The organism is uncultured Granulicatella sp., assembly GCF_963521425.1.
Lineage (GTDB): Bacteria > Bacillota > Bacilli > Lactobacillales > Aerococcaceae > Granulicatella.
The window spans coordinates 1-18,772 of sequence record NZ_CAUQUN010000003.1 but is presented as its reverse complement, the minus strand read 5'-3'; the positions used below and the strand labels follow the sequence as shown (position 1 = coordinate 18,772).

At 34.3% G+C, this 18,772-nt stretch carries 21 protein-coding genes and 1 CRISPR repeat array; of the genes, 3 read left to right on the top strand and 18 right to left on the bottom strand.

What is annotated here, in order from left to right:
• Position 1: 1 nt before the first annotated feature.
• From RWO76_RS01360 to RWO76_RS01315, 10 genes are all read right to left on the bottom strand, one after another.
• Complete coding sequence (locus RWO76_RS01360; RefSeq protein ID WP_314353809.1) at positions 2-1,396, bottom strand: MATE family efflux transporter; 1,395 nt, start codon at positions 1,394-1,396, stop codon at positions 2-4.
• A 380-nt stretch (positions 1,397-1,776) separates the two neighbouring features.
• Complete coding sequence (gene rpmG / locus RWO76_RS01355) at positions 1,777-1,929, bottom strand: 50S ribosomal protein L33 (RefSeq protein ID WP_005607156.1); 153 nt, start codon at positions 1,927-1,929, stop codon at positions 1,777-1,779.
• 183 nt (positions 1,930-2,112) lie between these two features.
• Positions 2,113-3,057: a thioredoxin-disulfide reductase gene (trxB, locus tag RWO76_RS01350; RefSeq protein WP_314353808.1), complete on the bottom strand. Its 945-nt coding sequence runs from the start codon at positions 3,055-3,057 to the stop codon at positions 2,113-2,115.
• 103 nt (positions 3,058-3,160) lie between these two features.
• On the bottom strand, positions 3,161-4,078 hold the full coding sequence (gene galU / locus RWO76_RS01345) for a UTP--glucose-1-phosphate uridylyltransferase GalU (RefSeq protein ID WP_314353807.1): 918 nt from the start codon (positions 4,076-4,078) through the stop codon (positions 3,161-3,163).
• On the bottom strand, positions 4,075-5,118 hold the full coding sequence (locus RWO76_RS01340; RefSeq protein ID WP_314353806.1) for an NAD(P)H-dependent glycerol-3-phosphate dehydrogenase: 1,044 nt from the start codon (positions 5,116-5,118) through the stop codon (positions 4,075-4,077). Before RWO76_RS01340 ends, galU begins: the two co-directional genes overlap by 4 nt.
• Positions 5,119-5,130: 12 nt before the next feature.
• The gene (lgt, locus tag RWO76_RS01335) at positions 5,131-5,979 is read right to left on the bottom strand and encodes a prolipoprotein diacylglyceryl transferase (protein WP_314353804.1); all 849 of its coding nucleotides are present in this window, start codon (positions 5,977-5,979) and stop codon (positions 5,131-5,133) included.
• Positions 5,980-5,990: 11 nt separating this feature from the next.
• Positions 5,991-6,923 carry an HPr(Ser) kinase/phosphatase gene (gene hprK / locus RWO76_RS01330; RefSeq protein WP_314353803.1) on the bottom strand — a complete coding sequence of 311 codons (933 nt, stop codon included), beginning with the start codon at positions 6,921-6,923 and terminating at the stop codon, positions 5,991-5,993.
• Between the two features lie 177 nt (positions 6,924-7,100).
• Positions 7,101-7,448 carry a phage holin family protein gene (locus tag RWO76_RS01325; protein ID WP_314353802.1) on the bottom strand — a complete coding sequence of 116 codons (348 nt, stop codon included), beginning with the start codon at positions 7,446-7,448 and terminating at the stop codon, positions 7,101-7,103.
• 4 nt (positions 7,449-7,452) lie between these two features.
• The gene (locus tag RWO76_RS01320; RefSeq protein ID WP_314353800.1) at positions 7,453-7,734 is read right to left on the bottom strand and encodes a PspC domain-containing protein; all 282 of its coding nucleotides are present in this window, start codon (positions 7,732-7,734) and stop codon (positions 7,453-7,455) included.
• A gap of 27 nt (positions 7,735-7,761) precedes the next feature.
• Positions 7,762-9,237: a DUF4097 family beta strand repeat-containing protein gene (locus RWO76_RS01315; protein WP_314353798.1), complete on the bottom strand. Its 1,476-nt coding sequence runs from the start codon at positions 9,235-9,237 to the stop codon at positions 7,762-7,764.
• 169 nt (positions 9,238-9,406) lie between these two features.
• On the opposite strand from RWO76_RS01315, the gene RWO76_RS01310 reads away from it, so the two are divergent.
• The 3 genes from RWO76_RS01310 to rsmI are packed head-to-tail and all read left to right on the top strand — an operon-like array spanning position 9,407 to position 11,353.
• Complete coding sequence (locus RWO76_RS01310; RefSeq protein ID WP_314353797.1) at positions 9,407-10,153, top strand: tRNA1(Val) (adenine(37)-N6)-methyltransferase; 747 nt, start codon at positions 9,407-9,409, stop codon at positions 10,151-10,153.
• A gap of 4 nt (positions 10,154-10,157) precedes the next feature.
• Positions 10,158-10,469: a GIY-YIG nuclease family protein gene (locus tag RWO76_RS01305; protein ID WP_314353795.1), complete on the top strand. Its 312-nt coding sequence runs from the start codon at positions 10,158-10,160 to the stop codon at positions 10,467-10,469.
• Positions 10,466-11,353, top strand: coding sequence for a 16S rRNA (cytidine(1402)-2'-O)-methyltransferase (gene rsmI / locus RWO76_RS01300; RefSeq protein WP_314353794.1), 888 nt, complete (start codon positions 10,466-10,468; stop codon positions 11,351-11,353). Before RWO76_RS01305 ends, rsmI begins: the two co-directional genes overlap by 4 nt.
• A gap of 457 nt (positions 11,354-11,810) precedes the next feature.
• On the opposite strand, the gene RWO76_RS01295 is transcribed toward rsmI, so the two are convergent.
• From RWO76_RS01295 to RWO76_RS01260, 8 genes are all read right to left on the bottom strand, one after another.
• Entirely contained in the window at positions 11,811-12,590 is a 780-nt protein-coding gene (locus RWO76_RS01295) for a sulfite exporter TauE/SafE family protein (RefSeq protein ID WP_314353793.1), read from the bottom strand.
• Positions 12,571-13,443: a formylglycine-generating enzyme family protein gene (locus RWO76_RS01290; RefSeq protein WP_314353791.1), complete on the bottom strand. Its 873-nt coding sequence runs from the start codon at positions 13,441-13,443 to the stop codon at positions 12,571-12,573. The genes RWO76_RS01295 and RWO76_RS01290 overlap by 20 nt, the downstream gene beginning before the upstream one ends.
• A complete protein-coding gene (locus tag RWO76_RS01285; protein ID WP_399543038.1) occupies positions 13,443-14,900 on the bottom strand; it encodes an arylsulfatase in 1,458 nt (485 codons plus the stop codon). The genes RWO76_RS01290 and RWO76_RS01285 overlap by 1 nt, the downstream gene beginning before the upstream one ends.
• 511 nt (positions 14,901-15,411) lie before the next feature.
• The gene (locus RWO76_RS01280; protein WP_006703426.1) at positions 15,412-15,768 is read right to left on the bottom strand and encodes an initiation control protein YabA; all 357 of its coding nucleotides are present in this window, start codon (positions 15,766-15,768) and stop codon (positions 15,412-15,414) included.
• Positions 15,769-15,786: 18 nt separating this feature from the next.
• Positions 15,787-16,737 carry a DNA polymerase III subunit delta' gene (holB, locus tag RWO76_RS01275; protein ID WP_314353788.1) on the bottom strand — a complete coding sequence of 317 codons (951 nt, stop codon included), beginning with the start codon at positions 16,735-16,737 and terminating at the stop codon, positions 15,787-15,789.
• A gap of 7 nt (positions 16,738-16,744) precedes the next feature.
• Positions 16,745-17,074: a cyclic-di-AMP receptor gene (locus RWO76_RS01270; protein ID WP_314353787.1), complete on the bottom strand. Its 330-nt coding sequence runs from the start codon at positions 17,072-17,074 to the stop codon at positions 16,745-16,747.
• A gap of 1 nt (position 17,075) precedes the next feature.
• Positions 17,076-17,732 (bottom strand): dTMP kinase, encoded by a 657-nt coding sequence (gene tmk, locus RWO76_RS01265; RefSeq protein WP_314350024.1) that lies wholly within the window; start codon positions 17,730-17,732, stop codon positions 17,076-17,078.
• A 127-nt stretch (positions 17,733-17,859) separates the two neighbouring features.
• Complete coding sequence (locus RWO76_RS01260) at positions 17,860-18,156, bottom strand: rhodanese-like domain-containing protein (protein ID WP_314353786.1); 297 nt, start codon at positions 18,154-18,156, stop codon at positions 17,860-17,862.
• Between the two features lie 258 nt (positions 18,157-18,414).
• A CRISPR array of direct repeats spans positions 18,415-18,772; the repeat unit is 28 nt; unit sequence ATTTTGGAACCATTCAGAACAACACAGC.

The following is an 18,772-nucleotide window of genomic DNA, read 5'->3' as shown; positions in this document are numbered from 1 at the left end:
ACTAACTCTCTCCTTTTGCATAATGCATGCTACTCCAGTCTTTCCATTTATAAACTAAATGTCCATATAAAACCGTTAAAGCATTCGAAAGTAACATCGCAATCCAAATACCAGTAGCTCCTAACTCTGTTAAACTTCCTAATATCCAAATAATTGGTAAACGAGCAACCCATAAACGTCCAATTGACATATTCATGGAATATTTTGTTGCACTACAACCTTGGAAAAATCCACTATACGCAGAAAACATCCCCATAAAGAAAATAATGAATGCTGTGTAATATAAATATTCAACCGCACTATTCCAAAGAATCGTATCCGTTACATCTTTAATAAAAATATGAAGTAAAGTATCTTGCCACATAAAAATAGCTACGCTTCCAAGTGCAGAAATGAATAACACCCAAATCAATGCTCGTTTAAATATCGCATGAGCTCGTTCAAATAATCCTGCTCCCATATTTTGCCCAATAATGGCTGTTAAAGCAGATCCAATTCCCATTTGCGGTTGTGTTAAAATATCTGAAATACGATTAACCATAGAATAAGCTGCAAGAACAGAAGTCCCGTATGACTGAATTAATCCATTTAATACAGTAAAACCAAATGCAGCTCCCCCATATCCAAATGCAGAAGGCCATGCTACTTGTAAAATTTTACGAATAACAGATGCATCATAATCCACTTCATACAATGGAACATGAATAATGGATTCTCTTCTAGTAGCCATAATCGCTAAAAACCATAATATAATTTTCGCAATTACCGTTGCCCAAGCAGCTCCTTCAATCCCCGCATTTAATCCAGGAATTTGTGTAAAAGGAATCGTTGCAAAAATAAATATCGGATCTAATAAGACATTCGTGATAGAGGATATTGTACTAACTACTGTAATGACTCTTGTTCTACCTTGCGCATTCAGCAATGCTTGATATCCAAAATAAGCAAAATCAAAAAATAATCCAATAAAATTAATTTTTAAATACGCAGTCGATTTCTCATAAAAGACTCCACTAGCTCCCATCCATTCTACAAATTGACCAGCAAAAATATAGCCAATCGTTGATAATAGAAAACCAAAAACAAACGTTAACGCCATCGTATTCCAAGTATATTTCTTAGCTAATTTTAAATCATTTGCTCCGAAATATTGCGCAATGAGAGCCGTTGCTCCAACACTAATTCCCAAACCAATTGAGATAAATAAAAAATTTAACGGCCAAATAAACGCAGTCGCCGCAAAATCTTCAGCAGACAACTGAGCTACATACAATCCATCCGTTAAATTATATAAAGTTCGAATTAAATTATTAATCATTAAAGGAGTGGCAATCGTTAAAATGACTCGATTAATATTTCCACTCGTTATAAAATTTTTTGTATGCTGTTTCTCCATTTTAATCACCTTTAACAGTATACAAGATTTTGAACTATTAAGGTAGTGTTATGGTGACAAATGAATTTTTTATAGTAGCAATCACATGAAACCGCAGGGCTGCTGCCGTCCTTTACTACTATATCAAAAAATCCACTTTACATACGTCCCCTCATACGGTCACGAAAAAAGAGAATTGGATTTTTTATAGTAGCAAACACATTAGGAGCCACTGAATGGCTACTAATGTTAGGGAAATTCGAGACCCTAGGCTCGAATTTTAGCCATGAAACCGCAGGGTTGCTGGCGTCCTTTGCTACTATTTCAAAAAATCCAGTTCTCTTCCGTAACAAGAAAAAAAGGCCAAGCTTCGCTTGACCTTCCAATTACTTTTCTCGAAATTACTTTTTAGTTTCTTTGAAAACAACGTGTTTACGTAATTTTGGAGAATATTTTTTTAATTCTAAACGTTCTGGGTTGTTACGTTTGTTTTTGCTTGTTAAGTATAAACGTTCACCTGTTTCAGCACATTCTAATAAAATGTTGATACGCATGAATGACACCTCTCATTTCCAAATAGATTCAATAACTCATCGATTTTTTTACGATTTGCCTGTTTATAATAACAAAATCCTACACATTTGTCAACGGCTGTTGCTACAAATTCGATATATTTTCTTTAAGAAAACTCCCATTTCTCAAATATGTGAATTTCTATTTCGAAACAAACAATTCTATTATTTTGCCAATTTTTCCTTAATACTTTCTACATAGTGATATGTTTCATTTCCGGCAATTCCACCATCACCAACAGCTGTTGTAATTTGTCTTAAATGTTTTTGGCGCACATCTCCTACTGCATAAATGCCAGGAATGCTTGTTTCCATTTTTTCATTTGTGACAATCCAGCCTTCTTCATTTGTAATTCCTAAATCTTTAAACGGCTCTGTCAACGGTAATAATCCAACATAAATAAATACTCCCGCAGCTTCTACTTGAGAAAGTTCCTGAGTTTGAGTATCTCTTAATGTAACATGAGTCACCTTTTGCTCATCTCCTGAAATTTCTTCTACAGCTTTATTCCATAAGAAGTCCATTTTTTCATTCGCAAATGCACGATCTTGTAAAATCTTTTGTGCACGTAAGGTATCTCTACGGTGAACAATCGTAACTTTATTGGCAAATTGTGTTAAATAAGTTCCTTCTTCAACGGCAGAATCTCCTCCACCGATGACTAATAAATCACTACCTTTGAAGAAAGCTCCATCACACACTGCACAATAAGAAACACCTCTTCCAGCATATTCCTCTTCACCAGGAACCCCTAATTTACGGTGATAAGAACCAGTCGCAATCACTACTGCATAAGCGGCATAAGATTTTTTCCCTGCATGAACAATACGTAAATCTCCATCCACTTCAATACCACTTACATTGCCATATGCATATTCTGCACCAAATTGCATTGCTCCTTTATACATATTGTCTGCTAAATCTGGTCCACTAATATTTGAAAATCCTGGGTAATTTTCTACGTCAGAAGTATTTAAAAGTTCTCCACCAGGAACTCCTTTTTCTAAAATTAATGTTTTTAAGTTCGCACGTGAAGCATATAATGCCGCTGTCATCCCTCCAGGTCCTGAACCAATAATAATCACATCATAAATTGTTCTTTCTTCCATTATCGAATCTCCTTTACCTTTAGTTATAAAAGAAGACTGAACAAAAACTACTGCCTAGTTGCAACTTTTGTTGTTCAGTCCTTTTATTGTCTATTCTATTTTATTATTTTTCTTTTGATTCAACAACTTTCTTGCTTGAAGTTTTACCTTCTAATTGATGAGCTAAATCAATAATATAATCTTTTAATTCATCTTTAATTTCTGGATGCTCTAATCCGAACTCGATACTTGTTGTCATATAACCAAGTTTATTTCCAACATCATATCTTGTACCTTCAAATTTCTTCGCAAATACACGTTGAGTTTGGTTTAATGTATCAATCGCATCTGTTAATTGAATTTCTCCACCTGCTCCTGGTTTTTGATTTTCTAAGATATCAAAAATTTCAGGCGTTAATAAGTAACGACCAATAATCGCTAAATTACTTGGTGCATTTTCTGGTTTTGGTTTTTCTACAAAGTGACGAACATTATACAAATCATCAGCTACTTTACTTTCTGGTTCAATAATTCCGTATTTATTTGTATCTTCCATTGGAATTTCCATTACCGCAATATTTGAAGCATGAGTTTTTTCATATCCTTCAATTAGTTGTCTTGTTAACGGTACTTTTGCTTTGACAATATCATCTCCAAGCATAACAACAAATGGCTCTCCACCAACAAATGCTTTCGCTTGTAAAACTGCATCTCCAAGCCCTTTAGGATAAGATTGACGAACAAAGTATAATTTAATTCCTGTTGTTTCTTGAACTAACTCAAGCAACTCTTTTTTCCCTTTTGATTCCAAATTAGATTCTAATTCAATATTTGAATCAAAATGGTCTTCAATTGGACGTTTACTCTTTCCAGTAACAATTAAAATTTCTTCAATTCCTGAAGCTAAAGCTTCTTCTACAATATATTGAATCGTTGGTTTATCTACGATTGGTAACATTTCTTTTGCCATCGCTTTTGTTGCTGGTAATAAACGTGTTCCTAGACCAGCTGCCGGAATAACTGCTTTTTTTACTTTTTTCATTGTGATACCTCCATTTGTTCTTGATGTGATTTTAATGATACTTCTGATTTTCTTTCTCTTTCCATCAATTGTAAAACTTCTGTTTTAATATTTTTCCCATTATATAAAATATTGTAAACAGCGTTTGTGATCGGCATTTCAATTCCTTTTTCCTGAGCTAATTTATAAGCTGCTTTACATGTTTCGACACCTTCAACAACCATTCCCATATTAGATAAAATATCGTCTAAAGATTTTCCTTGACCTAATTGATCTCCTGCTCGCCAGTTTCTTGAATGAATACTTGTACAAGTTACAATTAAATCACCCACTCCACTTAATCCAATAAAAGTTAGTGGATCTGCTCCAAAAGCAATTCCTAAACGACTAATTTCTGCTAAACCACGAGTCATTAAAGCTGCTTTAGCATTATCTCCATAGCCTAGTCCATGTAAAGCACCTGCACCAACTGCAATAACATTTTTCAATGCTGCTCCTAATTCCACGCCAATAACATCCATATTCGTATATACTCTAAAATAAGAATTACTGAATAATTGTTGAACAATTTTTGCGGATGATAATTCAGCACATGCAGCAGTAATTGTTGTTAAATCCTTTTTAGCAACTTCTTCTGCATGACTTGGCCCAGAAAGCACGACAATCTCTTCATACTTCTCTTTTGGTAATTCTTGTTTTAAAATTTCAGAAATTCTCAAGTAACTTTCTTGTTCCAACCCTTTACTCGCATGAATAATCACAGGATTGCCTTCTAATAAAGGAGCCACTTGTTTAGCGACTAAACGAATAACCTTAGTTGGAAGCACAAATAAAACTGCATTTGCCCTTGATAGTGCTTTTTCTAAATCTGTTGTTGCATAAATTTCTTCATTTAGAATAACTTCTGGTAAATATTGATGATTTGTATGGTTTGTATAAATTTCTTCAATTTGAGAAGCATTATTTCCCCATAAACATACATCATGACCATTGTCTTTTAAAACCATAGCCAATGCTGTTCCCCAAGAACCTGCCCCTAAAATTGCAATTTTTTGTTTCATAAACTGACTCCTTTAAATCCATAAATCCGATGATTTTGGATCATCAACGGATGCATAAGTAGGTCTCTGTGGATGATTTCTTCTTTGCATCCATACCCATATGATGGCTCCAATCACTAAGATTAAAGATAATGCTTGAGAAATACGAATCACTCCAAATAGCCATAAACTATCTGTACGCATTCCTTCAATTACAAAACGACCACATCCATACCAAATCAGATAAGTCGCTGCAATTTCCCCAACTTTAATAGAAGCTTTCTTTCTTAAAATGACTAATAAAATAACTCCTAAAGCAGACCATAAAGATTCATATAAAAAAGTTGGATGATAATAAACGCCATTAATATTCATTTGATCAATAATAAAACTTGGCAAATAAAGATTTTCTAAAAATTGTCTCGTAACTTCTGCACCATGAGCTTCCTGATTCGTGAAATTCCCCCAACGTCCAATTGACTGTGCTAATAAGACAACAGGCGCTAAAATATCTAATAACAAAATAAAGGAAACTTCTTCCTTCTTACAAAACCAATAAGTTGTTAAGGCTCCACCAATTAATCCACCATAAATGGCAATACCGCCTTCCCAAATTTTAATAATATCAATCGGGTTAGCAATATAATGCTTCCATTCAAACAAAACATAATAAAATCTTGCTCCTAAAAAGGCTAATGGAATTGCCCAAAATACTAAATCAACTACAAAATCTTTACGAAATCCTTTTTTAGTTGCTTCTCTATCTGCTAGAGTAGCTGCGATATAAATAGCAGTTGCAATAATGATACCATACCAACGAACTTGTAAGCCACCAATTTCAATAGCTATAGGATTAATCGTTTGAAGTAAAAATTCATTCATACAATCGCCTCCTATTGTTCGCTGTTTTCAGCGATTAACTGCTCTAAACGTTCTGTGAATGTTTTTGTAGCATCAAATCCCATTTTTTTCGCACGGAAGTTCATCGCAGCAACTTCCAAAATAATCGAAACATTTCGACCAGTTTTCACAGGAATTCTCATTTTTGGAATGCTTACTCCCATCACTTCAGTCGTTTCAACTGCTCTTCCTAAACGATCATATTGCTTATCTGGTGTCCAATTTTCTAAATGAACTAATAAATCTACTTGTTTCGTATCTAAAATAGCTCCTGCACCAAATAATGTCATTACATCAACAATGCCGATTCCACGAATTTCAATTAAATTATTTAAAATTTCTGGAGCTTCACCAACAAGGGTTAATTCATCATGTTGATACAATTCAACACGATCATCTGCTACTAGACGGTGACCTTTTTGAACTAATTCTAAGGCTGTTTCAGATTTACCAACGCCACTTTCTCCAGTAATCAACATTCCAATTCCGTATACATCTACTAATACACCATGCATTGATGTACGAGGAGCTAATCGACTTTCCAAATAATTCGTAACACTACTCGATACATGAGTCGTTCTCGAGCTTGCTTGTAAAATAGGAATTTTAGCTTCTTCTGCTGCTTGAACTAATTCTTCTGGTGGTAATAATTTTCTTGCGATAACAAAACAAGGTGTTTCAGGTGTACATAATCGACGCATTGTTTTTAATCTAGTTTGCGAAGATAATTGTGCTGCAAATGATAATTCTGTTCTTCCTAATAATTGAATTCTTTCTGCTGGATAAAAATTAAAATATCCTGCTAATTCTAATCCTGGCCTTGAAATTTCACTAGTGGTAACTTCACGATTTAAATATTCTAAACCATGTAATGGTTTTAAATGAAGTTTTTCGGCAAGTTTTTCTATCGTTACGTTCGATTTCATATCATCCCTCATTTTCTACTTATTCTAGTTTATCATACCACATTTTTATACTTCTCGGGTAAATTCTACACTAAAACTTTATAGATTCTCTAATATTTTCCTTCCCCCAGATGACTGAAATAAAAAATGACTCTTCATAGTAGATCTTTATGACTACTTATGAAAAATCATTTTATCCTAATAATATTCTTCTTCCTTGAAGAAATTTTCAACAAATTTTCTAAAAATATTTAATAACACACTTACCACAATTAGCATCCAAAATGATGTAACGTGAATCCCTGGAACAATTCCCATCATTAAACCAAGTATTAGTGCATTAATGATGAGCATGAAAAAACCAAAACTTGCCGCAATTAATGGAATAAAGGCAATCATCAAAATTGGTCTCACGACAACATTTAAAATTGATAAAACAATCGCCGCAAACAAAGCTGATCCCCAATTGGTTACAACGAATTGAGGAAGCAATGCTGCAATGACCATAAATCCTACTGTGTTAATAGCGATTTTTCTTAAAAACATCCCCTTAGAAGTCACTCCAATCAGAATCGTCTTCTTCTACTTTTCGAGCTTCTTTTCTCGGTTGATTGTAAGAATCATAATAATAGTTGTAATTTCTTGGTCTTTTTTCTGAAGGAATAATTATCGCAAGTAAAATATATAATAAGATTGGCATTCCTGACCATGTTAACAATACAAAGATGACTCTTAAAATACTTGCGTCAACGTCTAAATATTCTGCCACCCCACCAATAACACCTGCTAATATACGATTATCTTTTGAACGCATTAATCTTTTTCTTTTCATAGTTCTCTCCTCTTTACGAATTTATCTCTATTGTACCGAATTTAATGTCACACTTCCAGTCGTTGTTTTCCCTGTAATTCTAACAGGAACCGTTTCTTTTTGTTTTCTTAAAACAACTGAATGACTTGTCACTGTTTTTTCATGTTTAATCACTTCGTATTGTGCATCATCATAATGTAATTTTCCTAGTGATGTACTTAAAGTTGCTTCTAATTCTAATGATTCTGGTACATCTAATTGTACATTTCCATTAACCGTTTTAGCCATAATTTGTTTGGCATTTGGTGAAACTTTTTTCACTTTAATTGAACCATTAACTGTTTTTAGTGTGGCACTTTCTGCTTCTGCATCAAAAATAATATTCCCATTTGTTCCATCTAAAATAGTATCTTTGAATTGTCCATCTAATTGTTTAATCGTTCCATTTTTACTTGTCAGTTCTAACATAGTTCCACTCACATTTTTAACAGAAACTTCACCATTTTGTGATTCTGCATAAAAATCTTTTCCCGTGAAATCTTTCATTCGAATTCCACTATTCAACCCTTTAACACTAACATAATCATACTCTTTTTCTGGGAAAACAAAAGTCACATCTGCATAAACTTTTTTACTTGGAATAAAGAATTTAAATGTATCGTTCTCTAGACTAACATTCAATCGCTCATTTATATAGTTTTCAATTTCTTCTTCCGTTTCAAATTCTTCATTTAATCGAAATTCTCCTTCAATCGTTACAGTTGATTGAGGAGCAGTTTTCATTTTGATATCACCATTTGCCACTTTGATTTCAACAATACCAATTTCGCCAAACTCTTCTTCAAAGGCATAAGAATGAGTTGTTTTATAGAAAAATGGAGACATCGTTGAAAAACTTGGATGATCTTTAATCGTAACACTTACATTACGAGCTGTTTCAGCAGCTGCTTTAGCAAATTGACCTGCAAATCGTCCAATGATTCCTCCTAATTGTGATAGAGAATCACTTGTTGTTTGTTGCCAATCTGTTTCTTCAATTTTTTGTTTGGTTTTTTTAATTTTTTCATCGAATTCTTCTTTTTTCAATCGTTTCATTTCATCTTGTGCTGCTTTTTTCTCTTCTTCTAAACTTCTTTGTTGAGAACGTAAGACTTCTAATTCTTCATTAAGTCTTTGTAATTCCATTTCTTGTTCTACAGTTAGTTTATCAAGAGCTTTTGCTGTATGAAGTTCTTCGATTCGTTCTTCTTTTTGTTTCACTTGTTGAGTCACTTGGTTTAATGTTTCAAATTCTTTATCAAATTCACTTGAAAAATTTGTGACAACAGATGCGATACTGTCTAAAACTGTATCGAATCGTTTTTCATCTTCTTTTTGGTAAGTGGATGCATCTTTTTTCTCTTGCTCACTCACTTTTGAAGCTTCCCCTTGATTTTTTCCAAGCTCTTCTAATAAAGAAATTGCTTCTTGCGAGCTAATCACTCCTTTTTTTACTAAATCTAAAATACGTTCTTTTTCATTCATATCGGATTCCTCCATTCATTTTCTAATATCATTTACAAGTCTATTATGCCTTTTTCCATTTTAGATGTCATAGGTCTTAAGTTTGATTCTTAAAAATATATTTTTGTGCAGAGTCTTCCCTTCTATGCTAAAATAAACCTACTATACTGGATGAAATTAAGGAGACTTTATGACGATTGAGTTAAAACCACATGAAAGACTAGATAGATTAGAACGAGAAAATATTGATATTATCCAAAGTTCGGAAGTATTCTCTTTTTCAATTGATGCAGTATTATTAAGTGATTTCGCTACTATCCCTCATCAAAAAAAAGCAAACATTGTAGATCTATGTACGGGAAATGGAGTCGTCAGCTTTTTACTCAGCGCTAAAACAAACAATAAAATTTTAGGCGTTGAATTACAAGAAGTGTTATGTGATATGGCAAATCGAACAATCCAACTCAATCAATTAGAAAAAAAAGTAGAAATACTCCAAGCAGATGTTCGAGAAATTACAACGATACTAAAGAAAGACTCCGTCGATTACATTACATGTAATCCTCCTTATTTCAAATTACAAGAACAAGCTCTCGTCAATCAAAAGGAAGCTTTCACGATTGCTCGTCATGAAATTCATTTAGCATTAGAAGAATTACTGCAAAACATATCCGGGTTACTAAAGATGAAAGGAAAAGCCTTTATCGTTCATCGCCCAGATCGTCTCACGGATATTTTAACAATAGCAAGAGTCTACCGACTAGAACCAAAACGAATTCAATTCATTCATCCAAAAGAAGGAAAAGAAAGTAATATTGTCCTCATTGAACTGATAAAAGACGGACACCCGGGTGGCGTTCGTATTTTACCACCGATTACTATTTTTGATGAAAATAATCAATATACGGATAATTTAAAAAAAGTATTATGGGGTTAATGAAATGGGAACACATTATATATATGTTGCCTTATGTAAGGATAACACTTTATATACAGGATACACAACAAACGTAGAAAAAAGAATCATGGCTCATAATAATGGAACAGGAGCTAAGTATACAAAAACAAGACGCCCCATTACCCTATTATATGCTAAAGAATATGCTACTAAATCCGAAGCATTGAAAGCAGAATATGCTTTTAAACAACAAACTCGTAGTCAAAAAATAAACTATCTAACAGGGCAAGGTGTGAGCATAAGAAAAACAGCCATGCCTATCATTCAATTATTACAACAGGAGGAACTTTCATGAGACAAAAAAGTTTTGAAGAATCACCTTATGGGAAACTATACTTAATCCCTACTCCCATTGGAAATTTAGACGATATGACTTTTCGTTCCATTAGAACTTTACAAGAAGTCGATTTTATTCTTGCAGAAGACACAAGACATACTCAGAAATTATTAAATCATTTTGAAATTCAAACTCCTCAAAAAAGTTTTCATGAACATAACACACAGGAACGGATTCCTAGTGTTATCGAATGGTTAAAAGAAGGAAAAAATATTGCTCAAGTAAGTGATGCCGGAACTCCTTCGATTAGTGATCCAGGATTTGAACTTGTTCAAGCTTGTATTCAAGAAGGAATTACCGTTATTCCATTACCGGGTGCTAATGCTGCAATTACTGCACTCATCGCATCAGGATTAGTTCCTCAACCATTTTATTTTTACGGATTTCTTCCTAGAAAGAAAAAGGACCGAGTGGCTGAGTTAACAGCTTTATCGAGTCATAGTGAAACAGTGATTTTATATGAGTCTCCCTATAGATTAGAGGATTGTTTTAGTCTTATCGTTCAAGTCTATGGTGAAGAAAAGGAAGTCGTTTTATGTAGGGAATTAACGAAAAAGCATGAAGAATTTATTCGTGGAACGGCTTTAGAATTGAAAACTCTATGTGCGGAAGAAGAATTAAAAGGCGAATGTTGTATTTTAATTGGGACCACTCGTCCAGAAGAAGTAACAACTAGCGTTGCAACGGAAGAAACTGCTTCTTATGAACATTTAAGTTTAGAAGAACAAGTTCAATGGGCAATGGAGCACCAACAACTTTCTCAAAAAGACGCCATTAAATGGGTAGCAAAACAAAACCAACTAAAAAAACAAGACGTTTATAAGTTGATTCATCAAGAGTAGACGTAAATAAAAATAGACAAGACTTTTTAGCCAGCAAGGTCGCCAGCAGCCTCGCAAAAGCGAGTCTCATGGCTAAAATTCGAGCCTCGGTCTCGAATTTTACCTGTCATATAATCCAATATGTATATTGAATTATATGACTTTAGCGGCAAAAAAGTCTTGTCTATTTTTCTTATTCATCTTTCACACAAAAATTAAATTTTTGTTGATTGTCCAAATTCGTATCTATCATCATAGATTTTTTTATTCTGTAACCCCTAGTACTTTTTCAACTTTGTGTAGTTAATTCAAAAAACTAGAACAGACTTTTTTTAGTAGCAAAAGTAATATTATCCGATATATATCGGATAATATTACAGGGAAATTTCGAGACCTAAGCTCGAAATTTCCCCATGAGACAGCATTAGCTGGCTGCTGGCGACCTTGCAACTAAAGGAAGTCTGTTCTAGTTTTTAAATTATAGTCGTCGATACACATTATACAAATTGATAAATAGTAAGACTATCATCAGTAAATGATAACAGTTTAGTACTTGTTGGTGGGTTAATTTCTTTTGAATTTTTGTTCCAAAATATCCACCTAAAAATGCAAAAACAATAATCAAAATCACTAATAACCCACTCCATTCAATCTGATGCAGATGCGTCACAATGGAGCCCATTTTCATAATCTGCGCGAAGAAAATCATTTGAATCGAATAAAAAGCCGCTTCTTTTGATTTCATTGAAAAGAAATATAATAACAGCACAATATTCAAAGGACCTCCCCCAATTCCAAGAAAAACCGATACTAAACCTACACTCCACCCTAAAACCATAATCCCAAATAATTGGTTTAAGGAGTGAGTCACAATTTTCTCTTGGAAAAAGGCATACACAATAATTCCCACTAGAATGATGACTAATAAAATCGATTGGGATAAACTCACCAATCGGTTTCCCCAAGCTTGTAACGCCATTTGGAAAATTTGTTCCCCAGATAATCCCCCTACAATCGAACCTACTGAAAGACCTAATGCAATTTTTCGCTGACTATTTTTTACATCATCCCATCTTTTATAAAGTGATACAATACACATCGAAAATACTGCAATTGTCGAATACACACTAATCATCGCCGCTTGATCTAACCCAACAAAATCAAAAGCCGGTTTAATAATAATTCCTCCACCTAATCCCGTTATTGCGCCAATAAAAGTCGCAATCCAGACGATGATGCTATATATTGCTACGTACATATGATTCCTCCTCAAAACGGACACAACGAAATCCCATATGACTTGTTGTAGACGTTACAAAGGCGCCATTTCTAGCAGCTACTCGATATCGATTACAATAAGAACAATGACATAAAAATGATCCCCCACGAATGGCAAATTCCCCACTAGGTACTATCGAATCAATAGAAATCCTCTCTTCTACTAAAGGTAAAACAATCCCTCTTTGATGACTACACCATTCCCAAACATTTCCAATCATTTGATATAATCCAAAATCATTCGGTTCAAATGAATACACAGGAGCTGTTCCAACAAATCCGTCTAATGCGTCATTGGTATTTGGAAAATCTCCTTGCCATGTATTTGCGCGATAGCCTGATTCAGGTACTAAATCCTCTCCCCAAGGATATGTACTTGTACTCATTGCTCTAGCAGCATATTCCCATTGCACTTCAGTTGGCAATTGCACCTTAGCCCATCGACAATAAGCAATAGCATCTTCTAATGCAATATGAACGACTGGATGATCTTCGATTCCCTCTATACTAGATCCTTCTCCAAATGGATGTGCCCAATTAGCATTTGGCACGACTTTCCACCAAGGAGAACCTGTTACATGAGGATAATTCTCCCTTTTTTCCTCAGGCAACAACAAATGAAATACATAGGAATCGCCTAATCTCTCCGCTAAAGTTTGATAACCAGTTGCTTGTACAAATTCTAAAAATTCTGCATTCGTCACCGGAGTTTTTGCCATTTCAAATGCATGAACTTCTTTTTCTACAGATGGTCCTTCATAGTCTTCTACAAATCCTTGATGAGTAGAATCTCCCATTAAAAAAGTTCCAGCGGGTATTTGAACAAATTCCATTAAGCTTCCTCCTTATAAAGAGTTGCACGAATCGCTTCAACTGGCACTTGACGTAATTGTCCATCTTTGACAAATCCTTCCGGACGATTTTCTAAATATTGCACTAGTTTTGCTGTTAACTCTTCAATAACTGAAGCATAACTTTCTTCTGATATTAGGTTTTTCATTTCATTTGGATCCGTTGGCATATGGAATAATTGATATTCATTCTTTACAGGATACCAAATGAATTTCCAATCTTGAGTTAAGACAAATTGACAAGAATCGACACCCTTACTATGTTCCCCATGGAAATCTTGTCTCCAACCTTCATAATGACCAAACAGTAATTGCTTCACACTCTTTCCATCCACTTCCACTTGTTCTCCAAGTGCTAAATCTACTAATGAAGGGAAAATATCTTGTAATTTTACTAATTGCTTAATTGTTTTATGACTGGCTGCAATAATATTTCCTGGATCATAAATAAACGATGGAACTTTAATACTTCCTTGATAAGGATAAGCTTTTCTAAATAAATAATGTTCTCCTAATTGATCCCCATGATCGGATACAAACCAAATAATCGTATTTTTATCTAAATCAAATTCTTGCAACGCTGTTAAGAAACGGCTAATTTGATTATCGATATGAGAAACTAAGCCATAATAAGCTGCTAACATTCTTTTTTGCGCATCTGGTTTTAATTTCCCACGATGAGCATATAAATCCGGAATCTTTTCTTCTAGTCGTTCCCAGTTTCCAATATGCAAATCTATTTCATCTGGCAATGCATCCATATATAAATCATAAAAATATTTCGGTGGATTTAAAGGTGCATGAGGTTTTTCAAATGACATTTTTAAGAAAAATGGCACGGAAGGATCTCGACGTTTTAAAAATTGAATCGACTCGCTAACGACCCAGTTTGTTGGGTGATATTTTTCTGGCAATTCCCATGGACGAACATCCCAAGAATTACAATTGACACCATCATCAATCATATCAATATCGTGGCCTAATTCTTTTTTCAAAAATTCTAAATAATCACTAGAAGCTTCAAAATTTTGCCCATAAGCTTTATCATATTTTCGATCGACATGTAAATACCCGTCGTGTAATACTACGTGGTCAAATCCCATTCTTTTTCTTGAAGGGTAAACGTGCATTTTCCCAATACACTCTGTTTGGTATCCCCAATCTCTGAATGTTTGAGGTAATGTATTTGTATAATTCCAAGGAACTTCGTCTTCATACCCTACACGACCCGTAGAAGACTGATCCATTCCGGTTAATAAGGCTGCACGTGCTGGTACACAACTCGGAACAGGAGAATAGGCTTGTTCGAAATTATATCCCAAAGAAGCCATCATATCTAAAGTTGGTGTTATCGCAAAATGATTTGGATCATTAAAAGATAGCGCATCGGCTCTCATTTGATCCACCATTAATAGAATAACATTTGGTTTTTGTTTCATATCTTTCACTCCCATTTCTTACGTATGTTTATTATAAACGATTATATTTTTGATAGAAAGGTGAATATCATATAACATATTGCTTCTTTTTATAAAGATATTGCTTTCTTTAACAAAAACGAATACTAGAATACAAGAAATTTCCTAAACGTAGCAAGGTCGCCAGCAGCCTCGCTAAGCGAGTCTCATGGCTAGAATTCGAGCCTTTGTCTCGAATTCTCCCTGTAATATAAGCCGTTTCGCGGCTTATATTATTTTTGCTAAGGAGAAAATGCATCAGTTGCTAGTATTCTACGTCATTTACATATCAACCAAATATCATGATAGAACCCAGAATAACAGAATAAAAAACACTTTTCCCGTAGCAGTAGTAATATAAGCCGTACCGGCTTATATTACAGGAAACTTCGAGACCAAGGCTCGAAGTTTAGCCATGAGACTCGCATTTGCGAGGCTGCTGGCGTCCTTGCTACCAATAGAAAAGTGTTTTTTTAGTCTGTTATTCTAATATTTATTGCTTTTCACTAAATAAAATTTCGGTACAAAACATGCAATTTTCATCATTATCACGACGTTTTCCATAATAAAAATTACAAATATGGAAGCCTTGGTCGTAAATATTTTCCAAATTAATCAATGACTGACTGCGTTTTTTCTTTTGTTCCACCTGCTCATTTGATTGATCTGTTGGAACAGATTCGTCGATGGTATCTAATCGTTCTTTTAAGTGAAGATTTTCCATCGTTAAATTATGATTTTCTTCAATGACCACTTGTAATTCTTGACTAATTTCTTCTAACAATTCTAATTGCTGATGAACTTGTCTTTTTAATTGTTCTACTCGGTCATATAATTGACGATTCGTCATACCATCTCTCCTTTCTTACTAAGGAATCATTAATACCCATTGTTCTAGGGCAGCCTGTATCCCTACATTTGATTGAACTTTTTCTAACAATTTAGTCGTATTCTCATGTAATTCAATCCACTTTTGCACAGTTAACTGATTCGCAATCGTTTGTAAAGTCGTTGCTTTATCTTTTTGAATCATTTGCTCTTTAGCACCTATTGCCATATAAAGAGAATCTCTCACATAAATGGATAACAATTCTAAAAATCGTTGACCTTCAGCCTTTGAAGTCAATAACGGCATCATTTGCGACTGAATCGTTACAAATGCCATCGAACGATTTTGAAATACTCGTGTATACCATTGCCAACTATCTTGACGCAATTGTTGGAATGATTCACTATTGGCTAATTCTAATGCCTCATCCAAATCACTTGTCAATGTTGCTAATAGACGAGAGACGGAAGGAATTACTCCTGCTTCCTCTAATTGATTCGTTAAAGTTTCCATAACAGGCGTTGCAAAATGAACAATTTGACAACGAGATTGAATTGTTGGCAATACTTTACTAAGTCGGCTTGTTAGTAATAAAAATAATATAGAAGACTCTGGTTCTTCTAAAAATTTTAACAAACTATTTGCTGCACCAGTCGTTAATGTATCCACATCATGGATAATACACACTTTCATATGTCCTTCCATTGCTGTTTTGGATAATTGTTGTTTTAACTCACGCATTTGGTCTACTTTTAACGTCTGCCCATCTGGAGTAACCTCCATGACATCAGGGAAATTTCCCTCATCAATTCTTCGGCAATAATCACACTTTAAGCAAGGTTCTTCATGATTATCTCTTTCTTGACAAAAAACTAATTTGGCAAGAAAGAGGGCTAAATCTCTTTTTCCAACCCCTTGCATTCCTTCAAATAAATAGGCATGCCCTAAACGATTTTTTTGTACTGCATGAATAAAAGATTGCTTCAGCATGCTCATATTAGAAACGATGGAAAGCTTCTACCGGAACAACAAATACAGTTGCACCACCTACACGAATTGGAACTGGCATTGACATTCCTGCTTCTAATGTTGTATCCAAGTGTACTGGAGGAGTTGTTAATTGTTCTCTTGATTCACAGTTTTCACGAATAATTGTTAAAACTTCTTCCACACGTTCTTCTTCAATCCCTACTAAAAATGTTGTGTTTCCTGCTCGTAAAAATCCACCTGTTGTAGATAAACGAGTTGCACGAACATTTGCATTTGCAAACTCATCGCTTAATAAATGACTATCTTTATCTTGTACAATTGCAATAATTAATTTCATATTATCTCTCTCCATTCGTAAAATATTCTGGATAACGGTCTACTAAAGCTGTTAAACATTCTTGCACAACTTCATCTACTGTTTTTGTTGCATCGATTTGGATAAAACGTTCAGGATCTGTCGGTATAATATCCAAGTATCCTTGTCGAACCATTTTGTGGAATTGTAGGCCTTCTTGATCTAATCGATCAAATTGACGATTCCCTTTTGCTAAATGAATTCTTTCTAATCCAATTTCAGCTGGAACATCCAAATATAAAGTCACATCTGGTGTTTTCCCTGCTGTTGCAAATTGATTTAATTGATACACTTCTTCGACACCAATTCCACGAGCTACTCCTTGATAAACTAATGAACTATCTACAAATCGGTCGCAAAATACAATGCCACCTTTTTCTAAATTCGGTAAAATTCGATCCGTTAAATGTTGTCTTCTTGCGGCTGCATATAAAATTGCTTCTGTTCGAACATCCATTTCTACATTTTGAACATCTAAAATAATTTGTCGAATATCTTCAGCAATTCGACTTCCTCCAGGTTCTCGAGTAGAAGTAATGGTCACATTTGTTCGTTCTTCTAATAATGGAATAAGCTTTTCAATCACAGTTGTTTTTCCTGCTCCATCTGGGCCTTCCATCGTAATAAATAATCCCGGCACAATACTCCTCCTAGTTTTGCAAATTCTATTTCATTTTATCATATTTTCCAATGAACTTAAATTCAAAACTGAATATTCGATTGAAAATTGAGAAACCGAGAGCCATCTGTTCAATAGAAAAATTTTCCTACTTAGCAACTTCACCTTGCCAAGCATTCATTCCACCAGTTACATTCACCACTTCAAAACCTTGAGCTTCCAAAAATTCGCAGGCTCTGGCAGAACGCCCCCCTGCTTGACAAACGACATAATAAGGTTGATTTTTATCTAAATTCGAACAAGTTGTTCCTAATTCACTTAATGGAAAATTGTCTGCTCCTGGAATATGTCCAGCTTGATACTCATCTTTTTCACGAACATCAATTAAAACGACTTCCTCTGATTGGTTTACTTTTTGAAATTCTGCTGCTGAAATATTTTTCATTTTCCTAACCCCTTTTAATCATGTATTTTCTTTGATTTTAACATATAACATATACTTAGCATACTTTTGAGTCTTGTTGAATGAATTTTATAAGTTTAGTAATACTACTAATGAACAAGAAAAAAACACCTAGATAGATTCTAGGTGTTCCTTATCAATTTGCCATCCCTTTTACATACGCTTCTTTTTCTTCTACAAGTATCATTTTATTTGCCATAATTTTACTCCTAAAAAACTATTTAGCTTTGTAACATTATCATTTAATTACTATTCAAAACAACATAACTCTAAAGCTGATTATAATTCCACCCCGTCTTGCATATCATTTTGGAACCATTCAGAACAACACAGCTCTAAAACTCTGATTATGATGTATCAAGATGCTAATGGATTTTGGAACCATTCAGAACAACACAGCTCTAAAACTTTGAAGTAATAACTCATAGTAATATTTAGATTTTGGAACCATTCAGAACAACACAGCTCTAAAACCAATTGTTTGCTCAAATTGTAACTCAACTAATTTTGGAACCATTCAGAACAACACAGCTCTAAAACCCCAATCTAATGCACCACGACCATCGTCATATTTTGGAACCATTCAGAACAACACAGC

What these genes read in the sequence shown, in the direction of transcription:
- RWO76_RS01360 (WP_314353809.1), bottom strand. Translation starts at nt 1,396, where the DNA reads ATGGAGAAACAGCATACAAAAAATTTTATAACGAGTGGAAATATTAAT.
- rpmG (WP_005607156.1), bottom strand. Translation starts at nt 1,929, where the DNA reads ATGCGTATCAACATTTTATTAGAATGTGCTGAAACAGGTGAACGTTTA.
- trxB (WP_314353808.1), bottom strand. Translation starts at nt 3,057, where the DNA reads ATGGAAGAAAGAACAATTTATGATGTGATTATTATTGGTTCAGGACCT.
- galU (WP_314353807.1), bottom strand. Translation starts at nt 4,078, where the DNA reads ATGAAAAAAGTAAAAAAAGCAGTTATTCCGGCAGCTGGTCTAGGAACA.
- RWO76_RS01340 (WP_314353806.1), bottom strand. Translation starts at nt 5,118, where the DNA reads ATGAAACAAAAAATTGCAATTTTAGGGGCAGGTTCTTGGGGAACAGCA.
- lgt (WP_314353804.1), bottom strand. Translation starts at nt 5,979, where the DNA reads ATGAATGAATTTTTACTTCAAACGATTAATCCTATAGCTATTGAAATT.
- hprK (WP_314353803.1), bottom strand. Translation starts at nt 6,923, where the DNA reads ATGAAATCGAACGTAACGATAGAAAAACTTGCCGAAAAACTTCATTTA.
- RWO76_RS01325 (WP_314353802.1), bottom strand. Translation starts at nt 7,448, where the DNA reads ATGTTTTTAAGAAAAATCGCTATTAACACAGTAGGATTTATGGTCATT.
- RWO76_RS01320 (WP_314353800.1), bottom strand. Translation starts at nt 7,734, where the DNA reads ATGAAAAGAAAAAGATTAATGCGTTCAAAAGATAATCGTATATTAGCA.
- RWO76_RS01315 (WP_314353798.1), bottom strand. Translation starts at nt 9,237, where the DNA reads ATGAATGAAAAAGAACGTATTTTAGATTTAGTAAAAAAAGGAGTGATT.
- RWO76_RS01310 (WP_314353797.1), top strand. Translation starts at nt 9,407, where the DNA reads ATGACGATTGAGTTAAAACCACATGAAAGACTAGATAGATTAGAACGA.
- RWO76_RS01305 (WP_314353795.1), top strand. Translation starts at nt 10,158, where the DNA reads ATGGGAACACATTATATATATGTTGCCTTATGTAAGGATAACACTTTA.
- rsmI (WP_314353794.1), top strand. Translation starts at nt 10,466, where the DNA reads ATGAGACAAAAAAGTTTTGAAGAATCACCTTATGGGAAACTATACTTA.
- RWO76_RS01295 (WP_314353793.1), bottom strand. Translation starts at nt 12,590, where the DNA reads ATGTACGTAGCAATATATAGCATCATCGTCTGGATTGCGACTTTTATT.
- RWO76_RS01290 (WP_314353791.1), bottom strand. Translation starts at nt 13,443, where the DNA reads ATGGAATTTGTTCAAATACCCGCTGGAACTTTTTTAATGGGAGATTCT.
- RWO76_RS01285 (WP_399543038.1), bottom strand. Translation starts at nt 14,900, where the DNA reads ATGAAACAAAAACCAAATGTTATTCTATTAATGGTGGATCAAATGAGA.
- RWO76_RS01280 (WP_006703426.1), bottom strand. Translation starts at nt 15,768, where the DNA reads ATGACGAATCGTCAATTATATGACCGAGTAGAACAATTAAAAAGACAA.
- holB (WP_314353788.1), bottom strand. Translation starts at nt 16,737, where the DNA reads ATGCTGAAGCAATCTTTTATTCATGCAGTACAAAAAAATCGTTTAGGG.
- RWO76_RS01270 (WP_314353787.1), bottom strand. Translation starts at nt 17,074, where the DNA reads ATGAAATTAATTATTGCAATTGTACAAGATAAAGATAGTCATTTATTA.
- RWO76_RS01260 (WP_314353786.1), bottom strand. Translation starts at nt 18,156, where the DNA reads ATGAAAAATATTTCAGCAGCAGAATTTCAAAAAGTAAACCAATCAGAG.